The 18,850-nt window shown below is 60.3% G+C and carries 18 protein-coding genes; 8 read left to right on the top strand and 10 right to left on the bottom strand.

Features of this window, described 5'->3' with window-relative positions; translation table 11 throughout:
• Positions 1-191 precede the first annotated feature (191 nt).
• On the bottom strand, positions 192-1,724 hold the full coding sequence (locus ACRC4F_RS12320) for an AhpA/YtjB family protein (protein WP_438659547.1): 1,533 nt from the start codon (positions 1,722-1,724) through the stop codon (positions 192-194).
• A gap of 135 nt (positions 1,725-1,859) precedes the next feature.
• Between ACRC4F_RS12320 and serB the strand changes: the two genes are divergently transcribed.
• Positions 1,860-3,074 carry a phosphoserine phosphatase SerB gene (gene serB, locus ACRC4F_RS12315; protein ID WP_054053330.1) on the top strand — a complete coding sequence of 405 codons (1,215 nt, stop codon included), beginning with the start codon at positions 1,860-1,862 and terminating at the stop codon, positions 3,072-3,074.
• 147 nt (positions 3,075-3,221) lie between these two features.
• Here the strand turns inward: serB and ACRC4F_RS12310 are convergent, their stop codons facing one another.
• Positions 3,222-5,000 (bottom strand): molecular chaperone, encoded by a 1,779-nt coding sequence (locus ACRC4F_RS12310; RefSeq protein ID WP_438659546.1) that lies wholly within the window; start codon positions 4,998-5,000, stop codon positions 3,222-3,224.
• Between the two features lie 197 nt (positions 5,001-5,197).
• On the opposite strand from ACRC4F_RS12310, the gene ACRC4F_RS12305 reads away from it, so the two are divergent.
• Complete coding sequence (locus ACRC4F_RS12305) at positions 5,198-5,599, top strand: lectin OAA family protein (RefSeq protein WP_438659545.1); 402 nt, start codon at positions 5,198-5,200, stop codon at positions 5,597-5,599.
• Between the two features lie 57 nt (positions 5,600-5,656).
• On the opposite strand, the gene asd is transcribed toward ACRC4F_RS12305, so the two are convergent.
• From asd to ACRC4F_RS12290, 3 genes are read right to left on the bottom strand one after another with little or no spacing between them, the layout of a single operon-like run.
• The gene (gene asd, locus ACRC4F_RS12300; protein WP_083375180.1) at positions 5,657-6,517 is read right to left on the bottom strand and encodes an archaetidylserine decarboxylase; all 861 of its coding nucleotides are present in this window, start codon (positions 6,515-6,517) and stop codon (positions 5,657-5,659) included.
• 18 nt (positions 6,518-6,535) lie between these two features.
• Complete coding sequence (locus tag ACRC4F_RS12295; protein ID WP_438659544.1) at positions 6,536-7,351, bottom strand: rhodanese-like domain-containing protein; 816 nt, start codon at positions 7,349-7,351, stop codon at positions 6,536-6,538.
• A 42-nt stretch (positions 7,352-7,393) separates the two neighbouring features.
• Positions 7,394-8,932 (bottom strand): HDOD domain-containing protein, encoded by a 1,539-nt coding sequence (locus tag ACRC4F_RS12290; protein ID WP_438659543.1) that lies wholly within the window; start codon positions 8,930-8,932, stop codon positions 7,394-7,396.
• A gap of 166 nt (positions 8,933-9,098) precedes the next feature.
• Here ACRC4F_RS12290 and motA point away from each other — a divergent pair, with 166 nt between their 5' ends.
• Positions 9,099-9,950, top strand: coding sequence for a flagellar motor stator protein MotA (gene motA, locus ACRC4F_RS12285; RefSeq protein WP_438659542.1), 852 nt, complete (start codon positions 9,099-9,101; stop codon positions 9,948-9,950).
• A 3-nt stretch (positions 9,951-9,953) separates the two neighbouring features.
• Positions 9,954-10,982 (top strand): flagellar motor protein MotB, encoded by a 1,029-nt coding sequence (gene motB, locus ACRC4F_RS12280; protein ID WP_438659541.1) that lies wholly within the window; start codon positions 9,954-9,956, stop codon positions 10,980-10,982.
• Positions 10,983-11,026: 44 nt separating this feature from the next.
• Here the strand turns inward: motB and ACRC4F_RS12275 are convergent, their stop codons facing one another.
• The 4 genes from ACRC4F_RS12275 to rsgA form a co-directional block, all read right to left on the bottom strand.
• Positions 11,027-11,512, bottom strand: a complete 486-nt coding sequence (locus ACRC4F_RS12275) for a toll/interleukin-1 receptor domain-containing protein (protein WP_438659540.1) — start codon at positions 11,510-11,512, stop codon at positions 11,027-11,029.
• On the bottom strand, positions 11,512-12,471 hold the full coding sequence (locus tag ACRC4F_RS12270; RefSeq protein ID WP_438659539.1) for a caspase family protein: 960 nt from the start codon (positions 12,469-12,471) through the stop codon (positions 11,512-11,514). The genes ACRC4F_RS12275 and ACRC4F_RS12270 overlap by 1 nt, the downstream gene beginning before the upstream one ends.
• Before the next feature lie 3 nt (positions 12,472-12,474).
• Positions 12,475-12,882, bottom strand: coding sequence for a TIR domain-containing protein (locus ACRC4F_RS12265; RefSeq protein ID WP_438659538.1), 408 nt, complete (start codon positions 12,880-12,882; stop codon positions 12,475-12,477).
• A gap of 211 nt (positions 12,883-13,093) precedes the next feature.
• Positions 13,094-14,125 carry a small ribosomal subunit biogenesis GTPase RsgA gene (gene rsgA / locus ACRC4F_RS12260; RefSeq protein ID WP_046056847.1) on the bottom strand — a complete coding sequence of 344 codons (1,032 nt, stop codon included), beginning with the start codon at positions 14,123-14,125 and terminating at the stop codon, positions 13,094-13,096.
• A 107-nt stretch (positions 14,126-14,232) separates the two neighbouring features.
• On the opposite strand from rsgA, the gene orn reads away from it, so the two are divergent.
• Positions 14,233-14,775 (top strand): oligoribonuclease, encoded by a 543-nt coding sequence (gene orn / locus ACRC4F_RS12255; protein ID WP_438659537.1) that lies wholly within the window; start codon positions 14,233-14,235, stop codon positions 14,773-14,775.
• 232 nt (positions 14,776-15,007) lie between these two features.
• Positions 15,008-15,619 carry a trimeric intracellular cation channel family protein gene (locus ACRC4F_RS12250; protein WP_007945604.1) on the top strand — a complete coding sequence of 204 codons (612 nt, stop codon included), beginning with the start codon at positions 15,008-15,010 and terminating at the stop codon, positions 15,617-15,619.
• 120 nt (positions 15,620-15,739) lie between these two features.
• On the opposite strand, the gene queG is transcribed toward ACRC4F_RS12250, so the two are convergent.
• Positions 15,740-16,804: a tRNA epoxyqueuosine(34) reductase QueG gene (queG, locus tag ACRC4F_RS12245; protein WP_438659536.1), complete on the bottom strand. Its 1,065-nt coding sequence runs from the start codon at positions 16,802-16,804 to the stop codon at positions 15,740-15,742.
• A gap of 63 nt (positions 16,805-16,867) precedes the next feature.
• Here queG and ACRC4F_RS12240 point away from each other — a divergent pair, with 63 nt between their 5' ends.
• Together ACRC4F_RS12240 and tsaE are read left to right on the top strand one after the other, a co-directional pair.
• Complete coding sequence (locus ACRC4F_RS12240; RefSeq protein WP_438659535.1) at positions 16,868-18,367, top strand: NAD(P)H-hydrate dehydratase; 1,500 nt, start codon at positions 16,868-16,870, stop codon at positions 18,365-18,367.
• Entirely contained in the window at positions 18,355-18,825 is a 471-nt protein-coding gene (gene tsaE / locus ACRC4F_RS12235) for a tRNA (adenosine(37)-N6)-threonylcarbamoyltransferase complex ATPase subunit type 1 TsaE (RefSeq protein WP_438659534.1), read from the top strand. Before ACRC4F_RS12240 ends, tsaE begins: the two co-directional genes overlap by 13 nt.
• Positions 18,826-18,850 lie beyond the last annotated feature (25 nt).

Below are 18,850 nucleotides of genomic sequence, written 5' to 3'. Positions count from 1 at the left end.
TTGTTTCTGCGAGGTGGTATCTCCATTGCCTGTTTCGGCCCCATCGCCAGCAGGCTGGCTCCCACAGGGGACATGTATACGCCACAGATCCAATGTGGGAGCCAGCCTGCTGGCGATGGGGCCAGAACAGGCAACAAAAAACCCGCAGACAATCACTCATCTGCGGGCTTCTTTACAGCAGGGCTTAAGTCTTACGCCCGGCGCTCATGCATCCGCGCCAGTTGCCGCTCAAGCATCGACGGATAAGGCTCCATCAACCGCTCCACACAGCAAGCCCCCTCAGGGCTGGCAATCGGCCGGATTCGCGCACGTTGGCGGATCAGCGCGTCGTCACTGATCTTGCGCTCCACCAGCAGCAGGTTGCGGCTGTGTTGCGACAAGGCCAATGCGTCCTGCGCTGTTTCGGTCAGCAGCAGGTCGATCTGGCTCAAGCCGAACAACTCGTCGCCCAGCGTCAGGCCCAGCTGCAATTGCAGGGTGATGCCGCTGTCCGCGACTTCGATCTGCAATTGATGGCCCAGCGCTCGCAACAGCTCGCCGCAGCAGATCGCATTGGTCAGGTAGTCGTCGCCGCTGTCTTCGGTGTGGAACACCATCAGCGTGCTGCCATCGTTCAGGCTATGCAGTTCGCCTTCATAGAGCGAAGCGGCCTGATCGAGGCAATCGCGGTAGCGTTTGAGCAGCTCTTCCAGGCGCGCTCGGGGCAGGCGACGCAGTTGATCCTGGGCACCCAGTTGCACGGCCAGGACGGCGCTGTGCTGGGGCACGTTCGAGACCACCGGTTTTGCTAGCGGCTTAGGGGCAACGGCGGCCGATTCATCACGCAAATCGGCAAACGCATCATCATCATCGTCGTCCTCAACGGTGCTGACACTGCGCCGCGGCGCAGGCTTGAGGCCGGCAACCGGTTTGCTTTCATCGAAACTCGGATCACGCAGGTTGCGCACTTCGAAAGTCGGCTCGTTGTCGTCGGCGTCTTCGTACTCGCTTTCGTCGTATTCCGGCTCAGGTGCAGGTTCCGGTTCGGCCGGCTCCGGCGCGAAATTGGCGTGCAGCTGACGGGCCAGGTCGCCGATCTCGTCCTGGCGCTCGGTGGCCGGGGTGTATTCGTCGATATTGCGCAGCCACACACGCAGTTGCAGCAACGGCGTGGAGATGTGTCGACCCAGGCGCAGGCTCAAGGCCAGGGACAAGGCCAGCAGGATCGCACTCAAAATGCCCATGCTTTGCAGGCTGATGGTCATCGGCTGCTGGAACTGATCCATGTCCAGGCTGATGCGCAGTTGCCCGGCGGTCACGTCCTGGAAGGTGATCTTGCTCTGGTACATGCCCTCGGCTTCGCCCAACAGGCTGTGCTTGGGACGCTGACCGGCTTCGGCGAGGATGCGGTTATCCACACTGTAGATGGCGGCGTGGGCCACCAACTTGTTTTTGGTCAGGTTGTTGAGGAGCACGTTGAGGCTGAGGATGTCGTTGGACACCAGCAGCTCCGTGGCGGAGGTGGCGGTCTGCGTGGTCAGGCTTTCGCCCAGCGCATCGGCCTGCTCGTGCATGGCCTGCTTGAACTGCAAACCCATCACACAGGCGTAGATCACCAGGGCCAGAGCGACCAGGATCACGTTATGGCTGGCGATGCGCAATGCAATCGGTACACGGCGGTGGCGCAGTGCACGGAAGATCAGCAGAAAGAAGTTATCTGTTTTAACTGGCGTGGGCCGGTTCACTTGAGCTCGGCTCTTTTGTCCGTGAAGTTGACGCGCAGTATAGCGACAGGCCCTAGACCGGCAAAGCGCTCACGGTGCCCGATGGTCACTGAAAGTGGGTAGAATGCGGTTTTTTTCCACTTGCGGGGGTGCGCCTTGCGCGAAATCGTCCTGATAAACATCACGGGAGTCGACCGTCCGGGTCTGACTGCGGCCATTACCGGCGTTCTGGCCCAGGGTGGTGTGAACATTCTCGACATCGGTCAGGCGGTGATCCACGACACCCTGTCGTTCGGCATCCTGGTTGAAATTCCTGATACCGAGCAAGGCAAGTCGGTGCTCAAGGACATCCTGTTCAAGGGTTACGAGCTCGATCAGCAGGTGCGTTTCACCCCGGTGTCCGAAGAGGATTACCAGCAGTGGGTCGGCAACCAGGGCAAAAAACGCCACATCGTGACGCTATTGACCCGCAAAGTGACCGCCGGGCAATTGCAGGCCGTGAGTTCGATCACCGCCAAATATGGCCTGAACATCGATCACATCGATCGCCTGTCCGGGCGCATGCCGCTCGACACCCCGGCCGATAAGGGCAAGGGCTGCATCGAGTTTTCTGTGCGTGGCGAGGCGGCTGATCCGCAAGCGCTGCGGGCCGAATTCCTCAGCGTCGCCCAGGAACTGAACGTCGACATCGCCTTTCAGGAAGATTCGCTGTTCCGCCGTAACCGCCGCCTGGCGGTGTTCGACATGGACTCGACGCTGATCGAGGCCGAAGTCATCGACGAGCTGGCCAAAGCCGCGGGCGTGGGCGATCAGGTATCTGAAATCACCGAGCGAGCGATGGCCGGTGAACTGGATTTTCGCGCGAGCTTCAAGGAACGCCTGGCCTTGCTCAAGGGGCTGGACGTCAGCGTGCTGGACTCTATCGGTGCTTCGTTGCGCCTGACTGAAGGTGCCGAAACGCTGTTCGCCGAACTCAAGCGTTTGGGTTACAAGACCGCAATCCTGTCTGGCGGCTTCACCTACTTCGCCAAGCAATTGCAGGCCAAGCTGGGCATCGACTATGTATTTGCCAACGAGCTGGAAGTGGTCGACGGCAAGGTCACCGGCGTGGCGGTCGAGCCGATTGTCGACGCGCAGCGCAAGGCGGATCTGCTGAAGGAACTGGCGCATAAGGAAGGTTTGCGCCTGGAGCAGACCATTGCGGTCGGCGACGGTGCCAACGATTTGCCGATGCTGGCGATTGCCGGTCTGGGCGTGGCGTTCAGGGCCAAACCGCTGGTGAAACAGTCGGCGAAGCAGGCGATTTCCACCCTTGGGCTGGATGGCGTGCTGTACCTGCTGGGCTTTCGGGATCGTGACGGGCAGCTCTGAGCCTCCCCAAGGCTGAAAGGCTCTTGTGGCGAGGGAGCTTGTCGGATCGCCGCACCGTCCCGCTGGGCTGCGAAGCGGCCCCGAAAAAGGACTGCTATGCAGTCCTGGCGGGAGCAAGCTCCCTCGCCACAGGTATCGGGTTTACCGTCAAAGCGACTTCCACAACGAATCAAAATCTTCCTCAACGCCGCTTCCCGCGGCGTTGTCGTTCCTGCTCGCCTCCAGCGAGCGATACGCAAACTGATTGAAGCTGTTGGTGCTCGCCACCCGCCGATCCAGCCCGGCCCGGCGTTCCTGGCCGTTGGTGTTGATCAGTACTTTGCTGCCTTCCTGAAAGGGCAGGCGTGGGGCGAGCACGGTGGCGGGCAGGTCGATGGCGCTGATTTCCGGCAACAACAGGCCACGCAAATACTGGCTGTGATCGTCCCGCGCCCGGACCAGTTGCAGCCCGCAAGGCTCGGCATAAGGCGCGACCTGTTCAATCCCCATTTGCGTACCGCCGCCTCGCACCTGACGAATCCAGCGCACCACCGCGATACTCCAGCCCTGATTGGCGGAGTCCTCGATCCCGACCATTTCGCCAGCCTGTAACTCTGCCGGCACTGCGCCAGGCCAGGCAAGGCAATAGCCGCCCGGGCTGTGATTGATGACTGGCAATGCGTAGATCGGGAAATGCCGATTGCTGTCGGCGGCCTCTTTACTGTCATCGCTCTCAAGTTGCGGGTATTCAATTTCTTCGTAGGGCAGCAACGCGTCGGCGGTGGCGTGGGGAGCTGCGTCGAACGCCTTGCTCCATTGATCGCTCTCGCGCCCTGACGGGGCCGTTGCTGTGAATTGTGCGAGTCGGGTGCCGGGGTGTTTCAGAATATCGCTGAACGAACGTTGCCCACCCAGATAGAAGTGCAGCGCGCTCATGCCCACGCACAAGGTCAACGTGCCTTGGCCCACGGTGCGTTGAAAACTGCGCTCGGCCGCCTGGCCCCAGGCAGCGTGCAAGTGTTGCAGCGTATCCAGGCTGAGCCCGGTCGGTACCGGCAGCGGCGGCGTGCCAATATTGCCTTGCAAATGCGCTTCGATGACGGCGACCAGTGGCTGCGGATCAATTCCCAGCAAACTGTCCTGCTGCTCGGCCCTGAACTTCGAGCGATAACGCGGCCCGGTGTCGAGGTCCGGCGCGACGGCAAACAACCCGTCGGCGGGTTTGACCGATTGCAACTTGATCCATTGGCTCCAGGGCTCCAGCACCTCGGCAAGGCGGGCGATCTGGCTCTGGCGCAGTTGATTGCAGCGTGCGGCGCCCAACAGAAGGGCGGTCACGTAAGTCTGTTCGATGCTCAGGGTTTTCGTCTGGCTGGCCAGTTCATCGCGCAGGCTCAGGTGCTGCAGTTTGTGTGCGCAGGCGATCCGATACAGCTGATGCAGCTCCAGCCACAGCCCTTCCGGTACCGGGCAATACAGCTGGGTAGAGCGAATCAGCGGGCCGTTCAGGCAATGGATCGCCCGCTGCAACGCCAGGGCCAGCAGCGGTGCTCGATCCTTGCTGAAGCGCGGGGTAATGCGCACGACAATCTGTTTGTAGCCAATCGCCAGGTGACTTTGCAATGCCTGGCAGAGATTGGCGATCTTGCGCGAACGCTCGTCGAGCACAATTGATTGATGCAGAAAATGCCGTTCCAGGTGTTTGCAGACGAAATACACCTCGGGTCGCAACAACTCCAGCATTTGAAGGCGATTGTCACTGGGGGTGAGCAGTTGGTTGAGCTCGCTCAAGCCTTGGTAGAGCAGGCGGGCGGTTTCGCCGATGTTGGCTTTGGGCAGGTTGGCGATCCAGCGCTTGAGGTCGCGTGGCGTGGGTTCGCAGAACGAAAGGCGCAATTGCGTCGGGATCGGTGCACGTAGCAGCAGGTGAGGACTGGTCTCATTCATGCCGTGGAAAACTCCAACCGGAAAATGGGCAGTGAATGACCTGACTGTAGCACCTGTGGATGTCGACCGTTTGTCTGTCAGCCAAGTGCGACTCGGTTGTACTACTAATCTGACACACGTGCGACTGGATACGCACGGTCGTACGGCCTGCTGCCTACGCAGGGCAGGTCTCTTGTAACTTCAAGGAGATGAGGTTCATGTCTAAATACGTAGTGGCAAATCAATGGGGCGGTAGTTCGGCACCCTGGCATCCGGGCGGAGACTGGGTGTTAGGTGCGCGGGACAACCAGAACGTGGTCGCGATCGAGATCAAATCGGGCGATGGCGGGAAGAGCTTCAGCGGCACCATGACTTACGCGGGTGAAGGTCCCATTGGCTTCAAGGCTCAGCGCACGGGCCAGAACCAGTACAACGTGGAAAATCAGTGGGGCGGCAACGACGCTCCGTGGCATCCGGGTGGCAAATGGGTCATCGGCGGCCGTGATAATCAGAACGTTGTCGCGTTGAGCGTCACCTCCAGCGATGGAGGGAAAAACCTCAGTGGCACCAATACCTACGCCAACGAAGGGCCGATCGGTTTCCGTGGACAGATAGAGTAACGGCGCTACCGAAATGTCCGCCCCTTCGAAGACGTTCGACGGGGCGGATTAGCCAGATCAGGCTGTTGGCAGGCCCAGCGCCTGGCCCATTTGCACAGGCGACAGGGCGCCAAGCCCTTCAGCCCATTTCACTTGATCCGGCCCGAACAGCACGACCGCGGTCGAACCCAGTTTGAAGCGACCCAGTTCCGCACCCTTTTCCAGGTGGATCGGCGCGCGGGCGGCTTCGTCGTAACGGAAGGTTTTCAGCTCGCGTTTCGGCGGCGTCACCAGACCGGCCCACACGGTTTCAATCGAAGCCACGATCATCGCGCCCACCAGCACCACGGCCATCGGCCCGCGCTCGGTGTCGAAAATGCACGCCACACGCTCGTTGCGGGCGAACAGCTCCGGCACGTTTTCGGCGGTGGTCTGGTTGACCGAGAAAATCCGGCCCGGGATGTAGACCATCTCGCGCAGGGTGCCGGCCAGTGGCATGTGCACGCGGTGGTAGTCTTTTGGCGACAGGTAAATCGTCGCGAAATCGCCGCCCATGAACGGCGCAGCATTGGCGGCGTCACCGCCCAGCAATTCCAGCACGCTGAAGCTGTGGCCCTTGGCCTGGAACACGCGGCCGTGCTCGATCGGGCCGAGCTGGCTGACCGCGCCGTCGGCCGGGCTGAGGATCGCGCCCGGGGTTTCGTCCAGTGGACGAGCGCCGTCTTTCAAGGCGCGGGTGAAGAACGCGTTGAAGTGCTCGTAAGCGGTCAGGTCTTCGACCAGCGCCTGGGACATGTCCACCTGATAACGCTTGGCGAACCAGGCGGTAAAGGCGTTCTTGAACCAGCGCACGCGGCATTCGGCAATGCAGCCGGCCAGTCGCGAGAGCAAGTGGTGAGGCAGCAGGTATTGGCTGAGGATAAACAGACGCTTATTCATTAACTGTCCTTAAAAACCTTAAATCTCTACGGGCGTGTCGGGGTGGTTGCCCCATTCGCCCCAAGAGCCGGCGTAGCCTTTGACCCGCGGATAACCGAGGGATTTGGCTACTAGATAGGTGAAGCCAGAGCGATGGTGAGTCTGGCAGTGGGTGATGATTTCTTTGTCTTTCGTGATGCCGAGTTGTTCGAGAATCTGCGGCATGTCCGTGCGGATGCGCAGGTTGCGCGACTGATCCATGCCCGCCGTCCACTCGAAATTCACCGCGCCGGGAATGTGCCCGGCCTTGGCTGCCAGCACTTTTTCGCCAGAGTACTCCAGCGGGCCGCGCGCATCCCATATCGCCAGGTCGGCGGCGCCGAGACGGCACTGCAGGTATTCGCGGGTGGCGGTGGGTTCGTCGTGCAGGGTCAACGCAACCGGGCCGCCAACGGGTGCCGGGATCTGGATCGACATGGGCATGCCTTCTGCCAGCCAGGACGTCAGGCCACCGTCGATGTAGTGATATTTTTTATGGCCGATGACATCCAGTAGCCAGATAAAACGCCCGGCCCAGCCACCGCCTTCGTCGTCGTACACCACGTAGACCGCATCGGGGTTGTGCCCCAACTCACCGAATAACGTTTCGAGCGCCGCTTGCGGCGGCATCAGACCCGGCGCAGGCGCCTGACCGAGTTGCGTACGCTTGGGGTCGACAAAGCGCGCACCGGGAATATGCCCTTCGGCATAGCGGGCGCTGCTGGTCAGGTCCACCAGAATCAGTTCGCGGGACTCGAGGCGAGGGAGTAAGTCGCTCGGCTCGATGACCAGCGCCAAGCCAGAGAAGTCAGACATGTGAGGTCTCCAGAGCACAAAGGGGAGGATTGTAGCGCAGCCTTATTGGCCGCGCAGGCTAAAGCTGTGAAGGGCTTTCTCGATGCACTGCGCGGTTTTGCCAAAGGCTTGCACGGTGATTTCCGAAAACGGCCCGCCGCCCTGATCCGCAACCACCACCATGATCACCCGACCATTATTGACCAGTGAGCGCAGCAGCAAGTGTTCGCCGCGAAACTGCGCGCGCAGGCTGGCAGGTAACAAGGCCGAGAACTGGGCGTTGTTGATCGGGGTCAATCGCAACTGGGCCTGTTGTGAGAGCAGCCGTTGCAGCACGGTGCTCTGACTGACGGCCAGGTTCAGGCCCGCCGCTTCTTTCTCCAGCCCGGCCGTTTGATGCGCACGCAAATTGGCGTGCGAGCGGTCGGCCATCAAAATCATTACCCGACGCATGCCGCACGCGACGAGCGCGTCCCGCGCGGACGTGGTCAAGTGCATGGCATTGGTGAAGCGGCTCGGCTCGACCAGCAGTTCGGCGCATTGTTTACGCCATGCCGTGAGGTCTTCGGTGGTTGGCGCAGGTGCCGGCAGCAAACCGGCGTGAATACGGTTCATGCCAGAGGGCCAGATCAGCGATGCGGCGGGGTGCCAGATGTCCGGCATGGCGTGCTGATGCGCACTGTTGACCGCTTGTTGATGCAGCTGTTGCTGCACGTCGTTCATCGGCATTTGCAGATAAAGGCTGGTCAGGTACTGCCAGCGCTCACTGTGCGGACTGTCCCAGGCGTGTTGCGCCGACAGTGCCAGACCATTGGCCAGCAGCACAGTATTGGCCGGCTGGTTGAGCCAGCGACGCAGGGTCGGATCGTCATCGAGACGGTTTTGCTGGCGCAAGGGATGCTCGCTGTCACGGGCAATGCGCAGGACTTTGACCAGTTCTCGCTGTTCGTTGAGCAACAGTCGATAACCTTGCTGCACCCAGATCGGCAGGCGCCAGACATCCACCAGTGCCTGGCAGATGTCCAGCAAGCGAACGCCGAACAATTGCTTCTCGACCTGGCGTGCTGACTCGCCTTTATGAATGACCCGCAACTCCCACTCTTCGAGCAACTGTGGATGAGTCAACGCCATCGGCCAGAGCGGCGATAGAAACAACAGGCTGCCCCAATGGATGTCTTGCCACAGACGCGCCAGGCGACCGGCAAAAAAGCCGTTGGCCTGTTGGGTCGCGTGCTGGCTGATCAGCTGCAACTGACGCAACGCCACCGGTATCTGTGATTGGGGTTCGGCAGGCAATCGGGCGAGCAATTCTTCGGTGCGTTTCAACCCGAGACGATTGATCGCCACCTCAAGGTTTTCAGCAGGCTCGGTCATGCTGCCGTGGGTGTGGCGATTGGCTTCGCGAATCACGCTCAAGGCCAGGGCCGGGCTGTCCTGCAACAATTCGGCGATGTCACGAAGCGAGCTGCGGTTGTCGGCGAGGGCCTTGCACACACGGTCGTGACTGTCTTGCGGCACCGGCAGGCGCACGCCATCGAGAAGCTTGACCCAGCCTTCAATCGTCGTTGGTTTCGGGGTTGGGGTGTTCGTTTCGTTAGCCATGGTTGGACGTGATCATCGTCTGCATTACCTGTGCCCACAGAGGGCTAAATTAGCTTTTCGCTTGAACTGGCTATAGTCTGGCGCAGTTTTGCCGATAAGTAGAAGAAGAGATTTTTTAACTTCCGAATATGACCTTGAACCCGACTCAGTAAGTGCTCTCCTACCTATGGCTAAATTAATCGGCATCATCGTCGTATTCGCGAGCGTGCTCGGCGGATACGTGCTCTCCCACGGCAAAATTGCCGCCCTGATTCAACCTTTCGAGGTGATGATTATCGGTGGCGCGGCCCTCGGTGCATTCCTGCAGGCCAACCCTGGTCACATGTTCAAACACGTTCTCAAGAAAGCCCTGGGAATGTTCAGCTCGCGCTTCAACCATACGTTCTATCTGGAAGTGCTGGGCCTGATCTACGAGATCCTCAACAAGAGCCGCCGCGAAGGCATGATGGCGATCGAAGGCGACATCGAAGATGCTGCTGCGAGCCCGATCTTCGCCAAGTACCCGGCAGTCCTGAAAGATGACCGCATGACCGCGTACATCTGCGATTACCTGCGCATCATGTCCTCCGGCAACATGGCTCCCCACGAGCTTGAAGGCCTGTTCGACATGGAGCTGACCAGCCTCAAGGAAGACCTCGATCACCCGTCCCACGCCGTGAACGGCATCGCCGATGCCATGCCTGGTTTCGGTATCGTCGCGGCCGTGTTGGGTATCGTGGTGACCATGGCTTCCCTGGGTGAAAGTGATCAGAAAATGATCGGCGTCCACGTGGGTGCGGCACTGGTGGGTACCTTCTTCGGTATTCTCGCCGCCTACGGTTTCTTTGGCCCGCTGGCCCACGCCCTGGCCCACGAAGCCAAGGAAGAACTGAACGTCTACGAAGCCATCAAGGCCTCGCTGGTGGCTTCGGCTTCCGGCATGCCGCCATCGCTGGCGGTGGAATTCGGCCGCAAGGTTCTGTACCCGGCGCACCGTCCTAGCTTCGCTGAGCTGGAACAAGCGGTTCGCGGTCGCTAAGTCATGGAAAATAACCAGCCGATAATCATCAAGCGCGTCAAAAAGTACGCGGGCGGGCATCACGGGGGCTCCTGGAAAATCGCCTTCGCTGACTTCGCGACGGCGATGATGGCGTTCTTCCTCGTGCTGTGGCTGCTGTCCACCGCGACGCCGGAACAGAAGATTGCCATCGCCGGTTACTTCAAGGACCCGGTCGGCTTTACCGAAAGCGGCACGCCATACATCATCGATCTGGGCGGCTCTCCGACCCTGGCGCCGGAGAACACCCTCAATCCCGAGGTGAAGTCTCAGCCGCAGCCCGACCGCGTCACCGTCGACACCGAACAGGTCGAAGGCATGGCCGAACAGGTCGAGAAGGAACGCCTGGAACTGTTGCTGCAAGAGTTGCAGAACAAGGTCGATGAAAATCCGCAGCTGCAGAAATTCAAGGACCAGATCCTGTTCGAGATCACTCAGGACGGCTTGCGCATCCAGATCATGGACGCGGAAAACCGGCCGATGTTCGACTCAGGCTCAGCGCGTCTGAAACCGTATTTCGAAGACATCCTGCTGGCCATGGCCGACACCATCAAAGCGGTGCCGAACAAAATCAGCATCAGCGGCCACACCGATGCCAAGCCATACTCCGGCACCGGTGACTTCGGCAACTGGGAACTCTCGGCCAACCGTGCCAACGCCGCCCGCCGTGCGCTGGTCGCCGGCAGCTACCCGGATCAACAAGTGGCGCGGGTGGTGGGCTATGCCTCGTCGGCGCTGTTCGACCGCGATAATCCGTTCAACCCGGTCAACCGTCGGATCGACATCGTGGTGCTGACCAAAAAGGCCCAGCGCGCCATCGAAGGTTCGCAAGGTGCTGAACCTGCGCCTGAGCCAGCGCAAGGGCAGGGCGGCCCGGGCGAAGTGCCGACCACGCCGGTCGATCCGAACGCATTGCCGGCGGATAAACAACCGCTGCCGGCCCATGAGCTTCGCGAGCGACTGAATATCTTCGAAGACCCGGCACCGAAACCGGCGGAACCGCCGAAGCAGTGACCCACTAAAAAGCCGCGAGATGATCGCGGCTTTTTTGTGTCTGTTCAGAAGCCGCGACGGATGCGGTTTTTGAGCTGGTCATGAAACAGTTCGGCATTCTGTTTGTAGATTTTGCGCGTGGACTCATTGATCGAATCGAGAATAACCGAGCGTTTGGAAACCACTTCTTCCCGATAGGCGTCGATAAAAAAATTGAGGTCGGCATCGCTGCTCAATTTCGGCCATTTGTCGAGGTACAGCGGCAAAGCGCTGGGGCCGATCCTGTAGGAGCAGATCCGTCTGTTGCTAATGGTCGCCTCACCAATTTCGAACGGTACCCACCAGGACTGCGCGGTTTTCTCCGAAACAACGGCGAGTAGATGGGTACAGTCGGTGATGTTGCGGGTAATCACACCGGTAATGTCGTCAGTAGTCTGCGATTCGGCATCCAGCACATCGAGGTAGGTTTTTATGTTCGCCAGTTTCAGGCGCGCATTGATGGACATCGCCTGGACTCGATCGGTGTGGCGGTAGCTGATAAACACTGGCATCAGAAATGTTCCTTGATCGCGAGTTCGCGGTAATAGGCACCGAGGGCGGTGAGGCGGCAGCCGGTGGAATTCAGGGCGGCGTAATACATGTGCTCGGCGTCCACCGGTTCGATCAGGCTGTGTCGGTTGCACTTTTGTAGCTGCTTGAAGATGTCGCCGTTGTCAGAATCGAACGTGGGTTCGGTCGGTTCGTAGCTTGGGTCCAGCGCGAAGACGTGGCTGGGCTCCGGGAACCAGTCCTTGAGTTTTCGCAGGGTTTCTTCGGCGATCAGCGGCGTGACTTCGCGTAACGGCACGAATTGCGAGACGTTGGTCTTGAACACCGGCCGTTGTTCCCATGCTCCCAGTGCATTGTCGACGAACGAATACACGCTGCCGGGCGTTACCTTGCCGAGCACATTGGCGGCCCCTCCGTGCAGCGCCTGCAGCAACAGGTCGGTAAACACTCCGTGGCCCCTACCTTCGAGCGCTACCTGATCTTTCTTGCAGGCGGTGAGAATGGTCATGCCTTCACTTATCACGCTGCTGCCACCGCGCAACCCGCGCATAGCGGCTGCCGCACCGGCCTGGCAACAATCGAGAATGATGATTTTGTTTTTGATGTGAGTGGCGTTTTCTGCCCAGTTCAAGATATCGCTTATGCGAATGCCTTCAACGCCGTGCCCGAAATCCTGTGGGATCAGCAGGCCTTCGTCGATGCTGGTATCAAACTGGCCATGGCCGGCGAAGTACAACAGTGCTACATCGCAATCACCGGAAAAAAGACTCTGGATCTGCTGTTTCAGGTTCGTATGAGTGAGGTTCTCTTCTGCCGAGGTCAGGACCTTGCTGCTGAAGTTCGGCCTTCCGTTGGCGTGACGCTCCAGTACCGAGGCCATGGCCATCGCGTCGTTATTGCATCCGCTCAATGGGGAGACGTGGGCGTAATGGTTGATCCCGATGAACAATCCCTTGCGCATGGTTCAACCCGCCGCGTGAGTGCGAATGGCACTGATGATGCTGTTGGTGTTCCAGGCGCACTCAGCATGTGCTGCCTCGCGTACTACGGTAGAAATCCGCTCTGCACCAAACGGTTTGACCGCAATGATCACCTTGCCCATGCGCCGGGCGATCTCGATTTCCTTGTTGATCCACTTGCTGTAGGTGGAATACATGCCCGCCATGATCAGGACCGCCGAGCACGGCCGAATCTTGTTTTCGATGGCGGTTTCCAGTTGTTTATCGGTCTGCGCTCCGATGATCGGGTTGTCCGTCGGCACCGAAAAATTTTTGAATGTGAAGCCGGCTTTGGCGTTGAGCAGCCGCACGAGGTTGTCGTGGGCGTGGGGATAACTCCACGAGTGGCTGATGAACAAATGATAGGTTTGCATGGATATCCCTCGGTTTCGCCGGAATGCGAAGAGGGCTTGAATGTATGCACTTGGATGGCCGCAACAAGACCTGCGCGGTTAAAGAGACGGATCCTTCAAGCGGGCGCGCAAATGCCCTACAGAACTGTCTGACGTTTAATTGGCGTGGGGATTTGTAGTGCGATCAAACAACCAGCCGCCCCGTCTGCATCGGAGCGGCTGGAGTGTCTGTTTAGTAGCTGGTTTCGGGCAGGCTGGCGATGATCGAGCGATAGCTGTTCATCCGTTGCTGCTGCACGCGGCCTTCTTCCAGGGCCTTGAGCAGGGCGCAACCCGGTTCGCGGTCGTGTTTGCAGTCGCGGAAGCGGCAGGTGCCGATCAGGTCGTTGAACTCGATGAAACCGGCTTCGACGTCGGCGCGGCTGACGTGGCCGAGGCCGAATTCGCGGATGCCCGGGGAGTCGATCAACTCACCGCCACCGGGGAAGTGGAACAACCGCGCGGTGGTGGTGGTGTGGGTGCCCTGGCCGGACAGCTCGGACAGCGGACCGACACGGGCTTCGACTTCCGGCAGCAGGCTGTTGACCAGCGAGGACTTGCCGACGCCGGACTGGCCGACGAAGACGCTGATGCGTCCGTCCAGTTGCTTCTGCAGTTGCTCCATGCCGTTGCCGTGGTGCGCCGACACTTCCAGCACCGGGTAACCCAGCGTGCGGTAAACCGCCAGCAAGGCATTCAGCGCCGGAGCGTTCTGCTCGTCGATCAGGTCGAACTTGTTGAGCAACAGCAGCGGACGAATACCCGCGTGCTCGGCAGCGACCAGGTAACGGTCGATCAGGTTCGCGTGCGGCTCGGGCAGCGGGGCGAAGACGATGACGATCATGTCGACGTTGGCCGCTACAGGTTTGAGCTGGCCACGACTGTCCGGACGGCAGAGTTCGGTTTTACGCGGCAGTTGCGCCACGATCACGCCGATGCCCTGGTTGCCGGCACGCCAGACCACCTGATCACCGGTCACCAGCGCAGGCAGGTTGGCGCGCAAGTGACAGCGGAACACCTGGCCGGCCAAATCGCCATCGAGCGCTTCGACTTCGACCTGCACACCGAAGTGCGCGATCACCAGGCCGGTCTGTTCCGGACCCAGGTCGCCACCCTCAAGTGCCTCGACAGCCGAGGACTCGCGTTTGGCGGCGCGGGCAGCGCGTTCGCCTTGGATCTTTTCGATGCGCCAGTTTTGACGACGATTGAGTTGGCGTTTGGCCATGGGTGTTCCGTATCAAGAATGCAGCGATTAGGTAAAACGGCCGCGAGTTTAGCACGCCCGGGCGCCGCCCTAGGCTAAACTGCGCAGCATTGCCTAGGAGCCGACATATGCAAAACCCGCAGAATCTGATCTGGATCGACCTGGAAATGACCGGTCTGAACCCTGATACCGACGTCATCATCGAGATGGCCACCATCGTTACCGACAGTGACCTGAACACCTTGGCCGAAGGTCCGGTGATCGCCATCCACCACAGCGACGAGATCCTCGCCGGCATGGATGAGTGGAACACCCGTCAACACGGCGGCTCGGGCCTGACCCAACGAGTTCGCGAAAGCCGCATCAGCATGGCTGAAGCCGAGGCCGAGACCATCGCTTTCCTGGAACAATGGGTGCCGAAGGGCAAGTCGCCGATCTGTGGCAACAGCATCTGCCAGGACCGTCGCTTCCTTTATACCCACATGAAATCCCTGGAAAGCTTCTTCCACTACCGCAACCTTGACGTGTCGACGCTCAAAGAGCTGGCCGCACGCTGGGCGCCGGACGTGCGCGACAGCTTCAAGAAGGGCAGCACCCACCTCGCCCTGGACGACATCCGCGAATCCATCGCCGAGCTGCAGCACTACCGCAAGCATTTCATCAAGTTCTAATTGGTGGCGAGAGCTTTTGTGGCGAGGGGATTTATCCCCGTTGGATCGCGTAGCGGTCCCAAAACCGGCAACCGCGGTGTATCAGGCGTACCGCAGGTAATGGTTTTACGACTGCTTCGCAGCCGAACGGGGATAAATCCCCTCGCCACAGGTCCGCGGTCCTTGCTGCCGCCCTCTTTTGGTGCCGCAACTAAATGGCTAGACTGCGCGCCTTCCTGCAAGGACCGCCACCATGTTGCTGATGCTTTACCTGATCGCCATCACCGCCGAAGCCATGACCGGTGCCTTGTCTGCCGGCCGTCGCGGCATGGACTGGTTTGGTGTGGTGCTGATCGCGTGCATCACGGCGCTCGGCGGCGGTTCGGTGCGGGACGTGCTGCTCGGTCACTACCCGCTGACCTGGGTCAAACACCCGGAATACCTGGTGCTGACCTCGATCGCGGCGATGTTCACCGTTTTCGCTGCGCGCTGGATGCGCCACCTGCGCTCACTGTTTCTGGTGCTCGACGCCGTGGGTCTGGTGGCGTTTACCCTGATCGGCTGCATGACCGCTCTGGAAATGGGCCACGGCATGCTGGTGGCGTCGGTCAGCGGTGTGATCACCGGGGTGTTCGGCGGCATCCTGCGCGACATCTTCTGCAACGACATCCCGCTGATCTTCCGTCGCGAACTCTATGCCAGCGTCTCGTTCGCCGCGGCGTGGTGCTACATGCTCTGCATCTACCTGCAATTACCTGGCGAGCAGGCGATTTTGATCACGCTGTTTGGCGGTTTCCTGCTGCGGTTGCTGGCGATTCGTTTCCACTGGGAAATGCCGAAGTTCGTCTACAACGACGAGGCCTGATTTACGCACGGTCCCTGTAGCAGCTGCCGAAGGCTGCGTTCGAGGCCGCAGGACTCGCTTGCAGGATGACGACTGCTCCGTCCGAACGCGGCCCGAACCGAACGCAGCCTTCGGCAGCTGCTACAGGAGTCCGTGTTGTTTCAGTGCCCACTCGACGTGTTCACGAACCAATTCTGACGGATACTCGCGGCGCGCCTTCAACGCTTCCAGCACCGGAATGCTCGACGGCGCGTTCCCCAGCCCTACCGCCAGATTGCGCAACCAACGCTCGTAACCCGCGCGTCGCAGCGGTGAACCTTCGGTGCTGCTGAGGAACTTGTCCTCATCCCACATGAACAGTTCGGCCAGTTCGGCGTTGTCCAGGTTGTGCCGTGGCTTGAAGTCGCTTTCGCCGGACGGGCGGGCGAAGCGGTTCCACGGGCAGACGATCTGGCAATCATCGCAGCCGAACACCCGGTTGCCGATCAGCGGGCGCAAGTCTTCGGGGATTGCGCTTTTCAATTCGATGGTCAGGTAGGAAATGCAGCGCCGGGCGTCCAGCACATAGGGGCCGACAAAGGCGTTGGTCGGACAAATGTCCAGGCACGCCGTGCAGCGGCCGCAATGTTCGGTGCTGTGGGGCGGGTCCACGGGCAACGGCAGATCAACAAAGAGTTCACTGAGGAAGAAGTAACTGCCGGCCTTGCGATTCAAGACCAGGGTGTTTTTGCCGATCCATCCAAGGCCGGCCTTTTCCGCAATGGCCTTTTCCAGCACCGGTGCGCTGTCGACGAAGGCGCGGTAGCCGAACGGCCCGATCACTGCCTGAATTTTTTCTGCCAGTTGTTGCACACGTTTACGGATCAATTTGTGGTAATCGCGGCCCAAGGCATAACGGGATACGTAGGCTTTTTCCGGTTGGGCCAGGCGTTTGGCCATTTCGGTGTCGCCCGGCAGGTAGTCCATGCGCAGGGAAACCACGCGCAAGGTGCCGGGCACGAGTTCTTCCGGGTGTGAGCGTTTGCTGCCGTGGGCGCCCATGTACTCCATTTCGCCGTGGTAGCCGGCCGCCAGCCAGCGCTCCAGGTGCTGCTCATGCTCGGCCAGGTCCAGGCCGCTGATGCCGACTTGCTGAAAGCCCAGCTCGCGGCCCCAGTCCTTGATGGATTGGGCGAGGGCGGGCAGGTCTGTGGTAATAGCGGGCATGAGGCGAGAGAAACCGGAGCTGAGGTGCGTATAATTCTGCCAGACATCGGAGCCCGAAGACGCATGCCGCACACTAAAGATGATTTACCCGACGCGCTGTATAGCGCCGCGCACGTGCGAGCCCTCGATGCGAACCTGATCGCGGCCGGCACCCCGGGCTTCGAATTGATGCAGCGTGCAGCGCGGGCGACCTGGCGTGCGCTGGTCCGCCAGTGGCCGTCGGCGAATGAACTGAGCGTGGTCGCCGGTCATGGCAATAACGCGGGTGATGGTTATCTGGTAGCGATGCTGGCCCGGCGTGCCGGTTGGCATGTGCGGGTGTTGGCGGCGGGTGATCCCCAACGCTTGCAGGGTGATGCGGCACGGGCCCACGCCGAGGCACTCTCTGAAGGCGTTGCCGTTCAGGGTTGGAGCGCGCAATCCGAATTGCGGGGTGTTGTGCTGGACGCCTTGCTCGGCACCGGTTTGACGGGCGAAGTGCGCGAACCCTACGCCAGCGTGATCGCAAAGATCAATGCCAGTGGCCTGCCGGTGGCGGCGGTGGATATCCCTTCGGGTTTGTGCGCCGATACCGGGCGCTTGCTCGGTGGGGCTGTTCGTGCGGATCTGACAGTCACCTTTATTGGCTTGAAACTGGGGTTGTTCACGGGCGACGCTGCGGATGTGGTCGGCGAGTTGGTGTTCAACGATCTGCAAGCCGCCCCCGAGTCGTTTAACGGGGTCGACATTGATGCTCGGCGCCTGACAGCCGGTAACTTGCCGCGTTTGGCAGCCCGCGCGCCAACTTCCCATAAAGGCAAATTCGGCCACGTCTTGCTGATCGGTGGTGACCTGGGTGTCGGCGGCGCCATTCTGCTGAGCGCACAAAGTGCGCTGCGCAGTGGTGCGGGCATGGTGTCGGTGGCTACGCGCAGTGAGCATGTGTCTGCAGCGTTGGCGAGAATCCCGGAAGTGATGGTGTTGGGGACTTCCTCGGCCAATCAACTGATGGGATTGCTTCAAAAGGTTTCCGTACTGGTGGTTGGGCCAGGCCTGGGTCAGGCTTCTTGGGGGCGCAGTCTATTGTCGGCAGCAGCCAACGCGCAGCTGCCGCAAGTCTGGGACGCCGATGCGTTGAATTTGCTGGCTTCAAATCACGTGAGTTTGCCCAAGGACTGTGTGATCACGCCACATCCCGGTGAAGCTGCGCGGTTGCTGGGGATAAGCACCTCCGAGGTTCAGGCTGATCGCCCGGCCGCTGCTCACGCATTGAGCAAAAAATATACAGCTATCGTGATTCTCAAGGGCGCCGGCAGTCTCATCGCCAGCCCCGACGGGCGCCTGTCGTTGTGTCATCAGGGGCATCCGGCCATGGCCACCGCGGGTTTGGGTGATGTACTGGCCGGTCTGGTCGGCGCGTTACTGGCCCAGGGTATGGAAGCGTTTGACGCTGCCTGCCTGGCGGTCTGGCTGCACGCCAATGCCGGCGCGCAGGAAGGTAAGTGGGGCCGTGGGCTGGCGGCCAGTGATCTGATCCCGGCCATTCGTCAGTTGTTGGAGGAGCAAGCACCGTGTCTGAAGTAACCCTGTACCTGGCCGATGAAGAGGCGATGACCGCATTTGGCGCACGTATCGCACAAACCACCCAAGGGCACGGTCTGATATTTCTGGAGGGCGATCTGGGGGCGGGGAAAACCACGCTGTCGCGGGGCATCATCCGTGGCCTGGGGCATGTCGGGGCAGTAAAGAGTCCTACATTCACCCTGGTCGAGCCCTACGAGATCGGCGACATCCGGGCCTTCCATTTCGACCTTTATCGTCTGGTTGACCCTGAAGAGTTGGAGTACCTCGGCATCCGCGATTACTTCGAAGACGACGCGATGTGCCTGATCGAATGGCCCCGGAAGGGTGCAGGCTTTTTGCCAAAGCCCGACCTGACCATTACCATTAGCCCGCAAGACAGCGGGCGTTCGCTGAAAATTTTGTCCCAAGGCTCGCGCGGCGAGTCCTGGTGTGCCGCTTTGGCATTGGAAACCAATTAAATGATGGGGTCAGGTATGCGCTTTC

Source organism: Pseudomonas sp. (assembly GCF_051660785.1).
Classification (GTDB): Bacteria; Pseudomonadota; Gammaproteobacteria; order Pseudomonadales; family Pseudomonadaceae; genus Aquipseudomonas.
Note: the sequence above shows the minus strand (reverse complement) of the source record. Positions and strands in the feature narration are given on the sequence as shown.

What these genes read in the sequence shown, in the direction of transcription:
- queG (WP_438659536.1), bottom strand. Translation starts at nt 16,804, where the DNA reads ATGCCCGCTATTACCACAGACCTGCCCGCCCTCGCCCAATCCATCAAG.
- ACRC4F_RS12240 (WP_438659535.1), top strand. Translation starts at nt 16,868, where the DNA reads ATGCCGCACACTAAAGATGATTTACCCGACGCGCTGTATAGCGCCGCG.
- rsgA (WP_046056847.1), bottom strand. Translation starts at nt 14,125, where the DNA reads ATGGCCAAACGCCAACTCAATCGTCGTCAAAACTGGCGCATCGAAAAG.
- ACRC4F_RS12275 (WP_438659540.1), bottom strand. Translation starts at nt 11,512, where the DNA reads ATGCCAGTGTTTATCAGCTACCGCCACACCGATCGAGTCCAGGCGATG.
- ACRC4F_RS12305 (WP_438659545.1), top strand. Translation starts at nt 5,198, where the DNA reads ATGTCTAAATACGTAGTGGCAAATCAATGGGGCGGTAGTTCGGCACCC.
- ACRC4F_RS12295 (WP_438659544.1), bottom strand. Translation starts at nt 7,351, where the DNA reads ATGTCTGACTTCTCTGGCTTGGCGCTGGTCATCGAGCCGAGCGACTTA.
- ACRC4F_RS12250 (WP_007945604.1), top strand. Translation starts at nt 15,008, where the DNA reads ATGTTGCTGATGCTTTACCTGATCGCCATCACCGCCGAAGCCATGACC.
- motA (WP_438659542.1), top strand. Translation starts at nt 9,099, where the DNA reads ATGGCTAAATTAATCGGCATCATCGTCGTATTCGCGAGCGTGCTCGGC.
- ACRC4F_RS12265 (WP_438659538.1), bottom strand. Translation starts at nt 12,882, where the DNA reads ATGCAAACCTATCATTTGTTCATCAGCCACTCGTGGAGTTATCCCCAC.
- motB (WP_438659541.1), top strand. Translation starts at nt 9,954, where the DNA reads ATGGAAAATAACCAGCCGATAATCATCAAGCGCGTCAAAAAGTACGCG.
- orn (WP_438659537.1), top strand. Translation starts at nt 14,233, where the DNA reads ATGCAAAACCCGCAGAATCTGATCTGGATCGACCTGGAAATGACCGGT.
- ACRC4F_RS12290 (WP_438659543.1), bottom strand. Translation starts at nt 8,932, where the DNA reads ATGGCTAACGAAACGAACACCCCAACCCCGAAACCAACGACGATTGAA.
- asd (WP_083375180.1), bottom strand. Translation starts at nt 6,517, where the DNA reads ATGAATAAGCGTCTGTTTATCCTCAGCCAATACCTGCTGCCTCACCAC.
- ACRC4F_RS12310 (WP_438659546.1), bottom strand. Translation starts at nt 5,000, where the DNA reads ATGAATGAGACCAGTCCTCACCTGCTGCTACGTGCACCGATCCCGACG.
- ACRC4F_RS12270 (WP_438659539.1), bottom strand. Translation starts at nt 12,471, where the DNA reads ATGCGCAAGGGATTGTTCATCGGGATCAACCATTACGCCCACGTCTCC.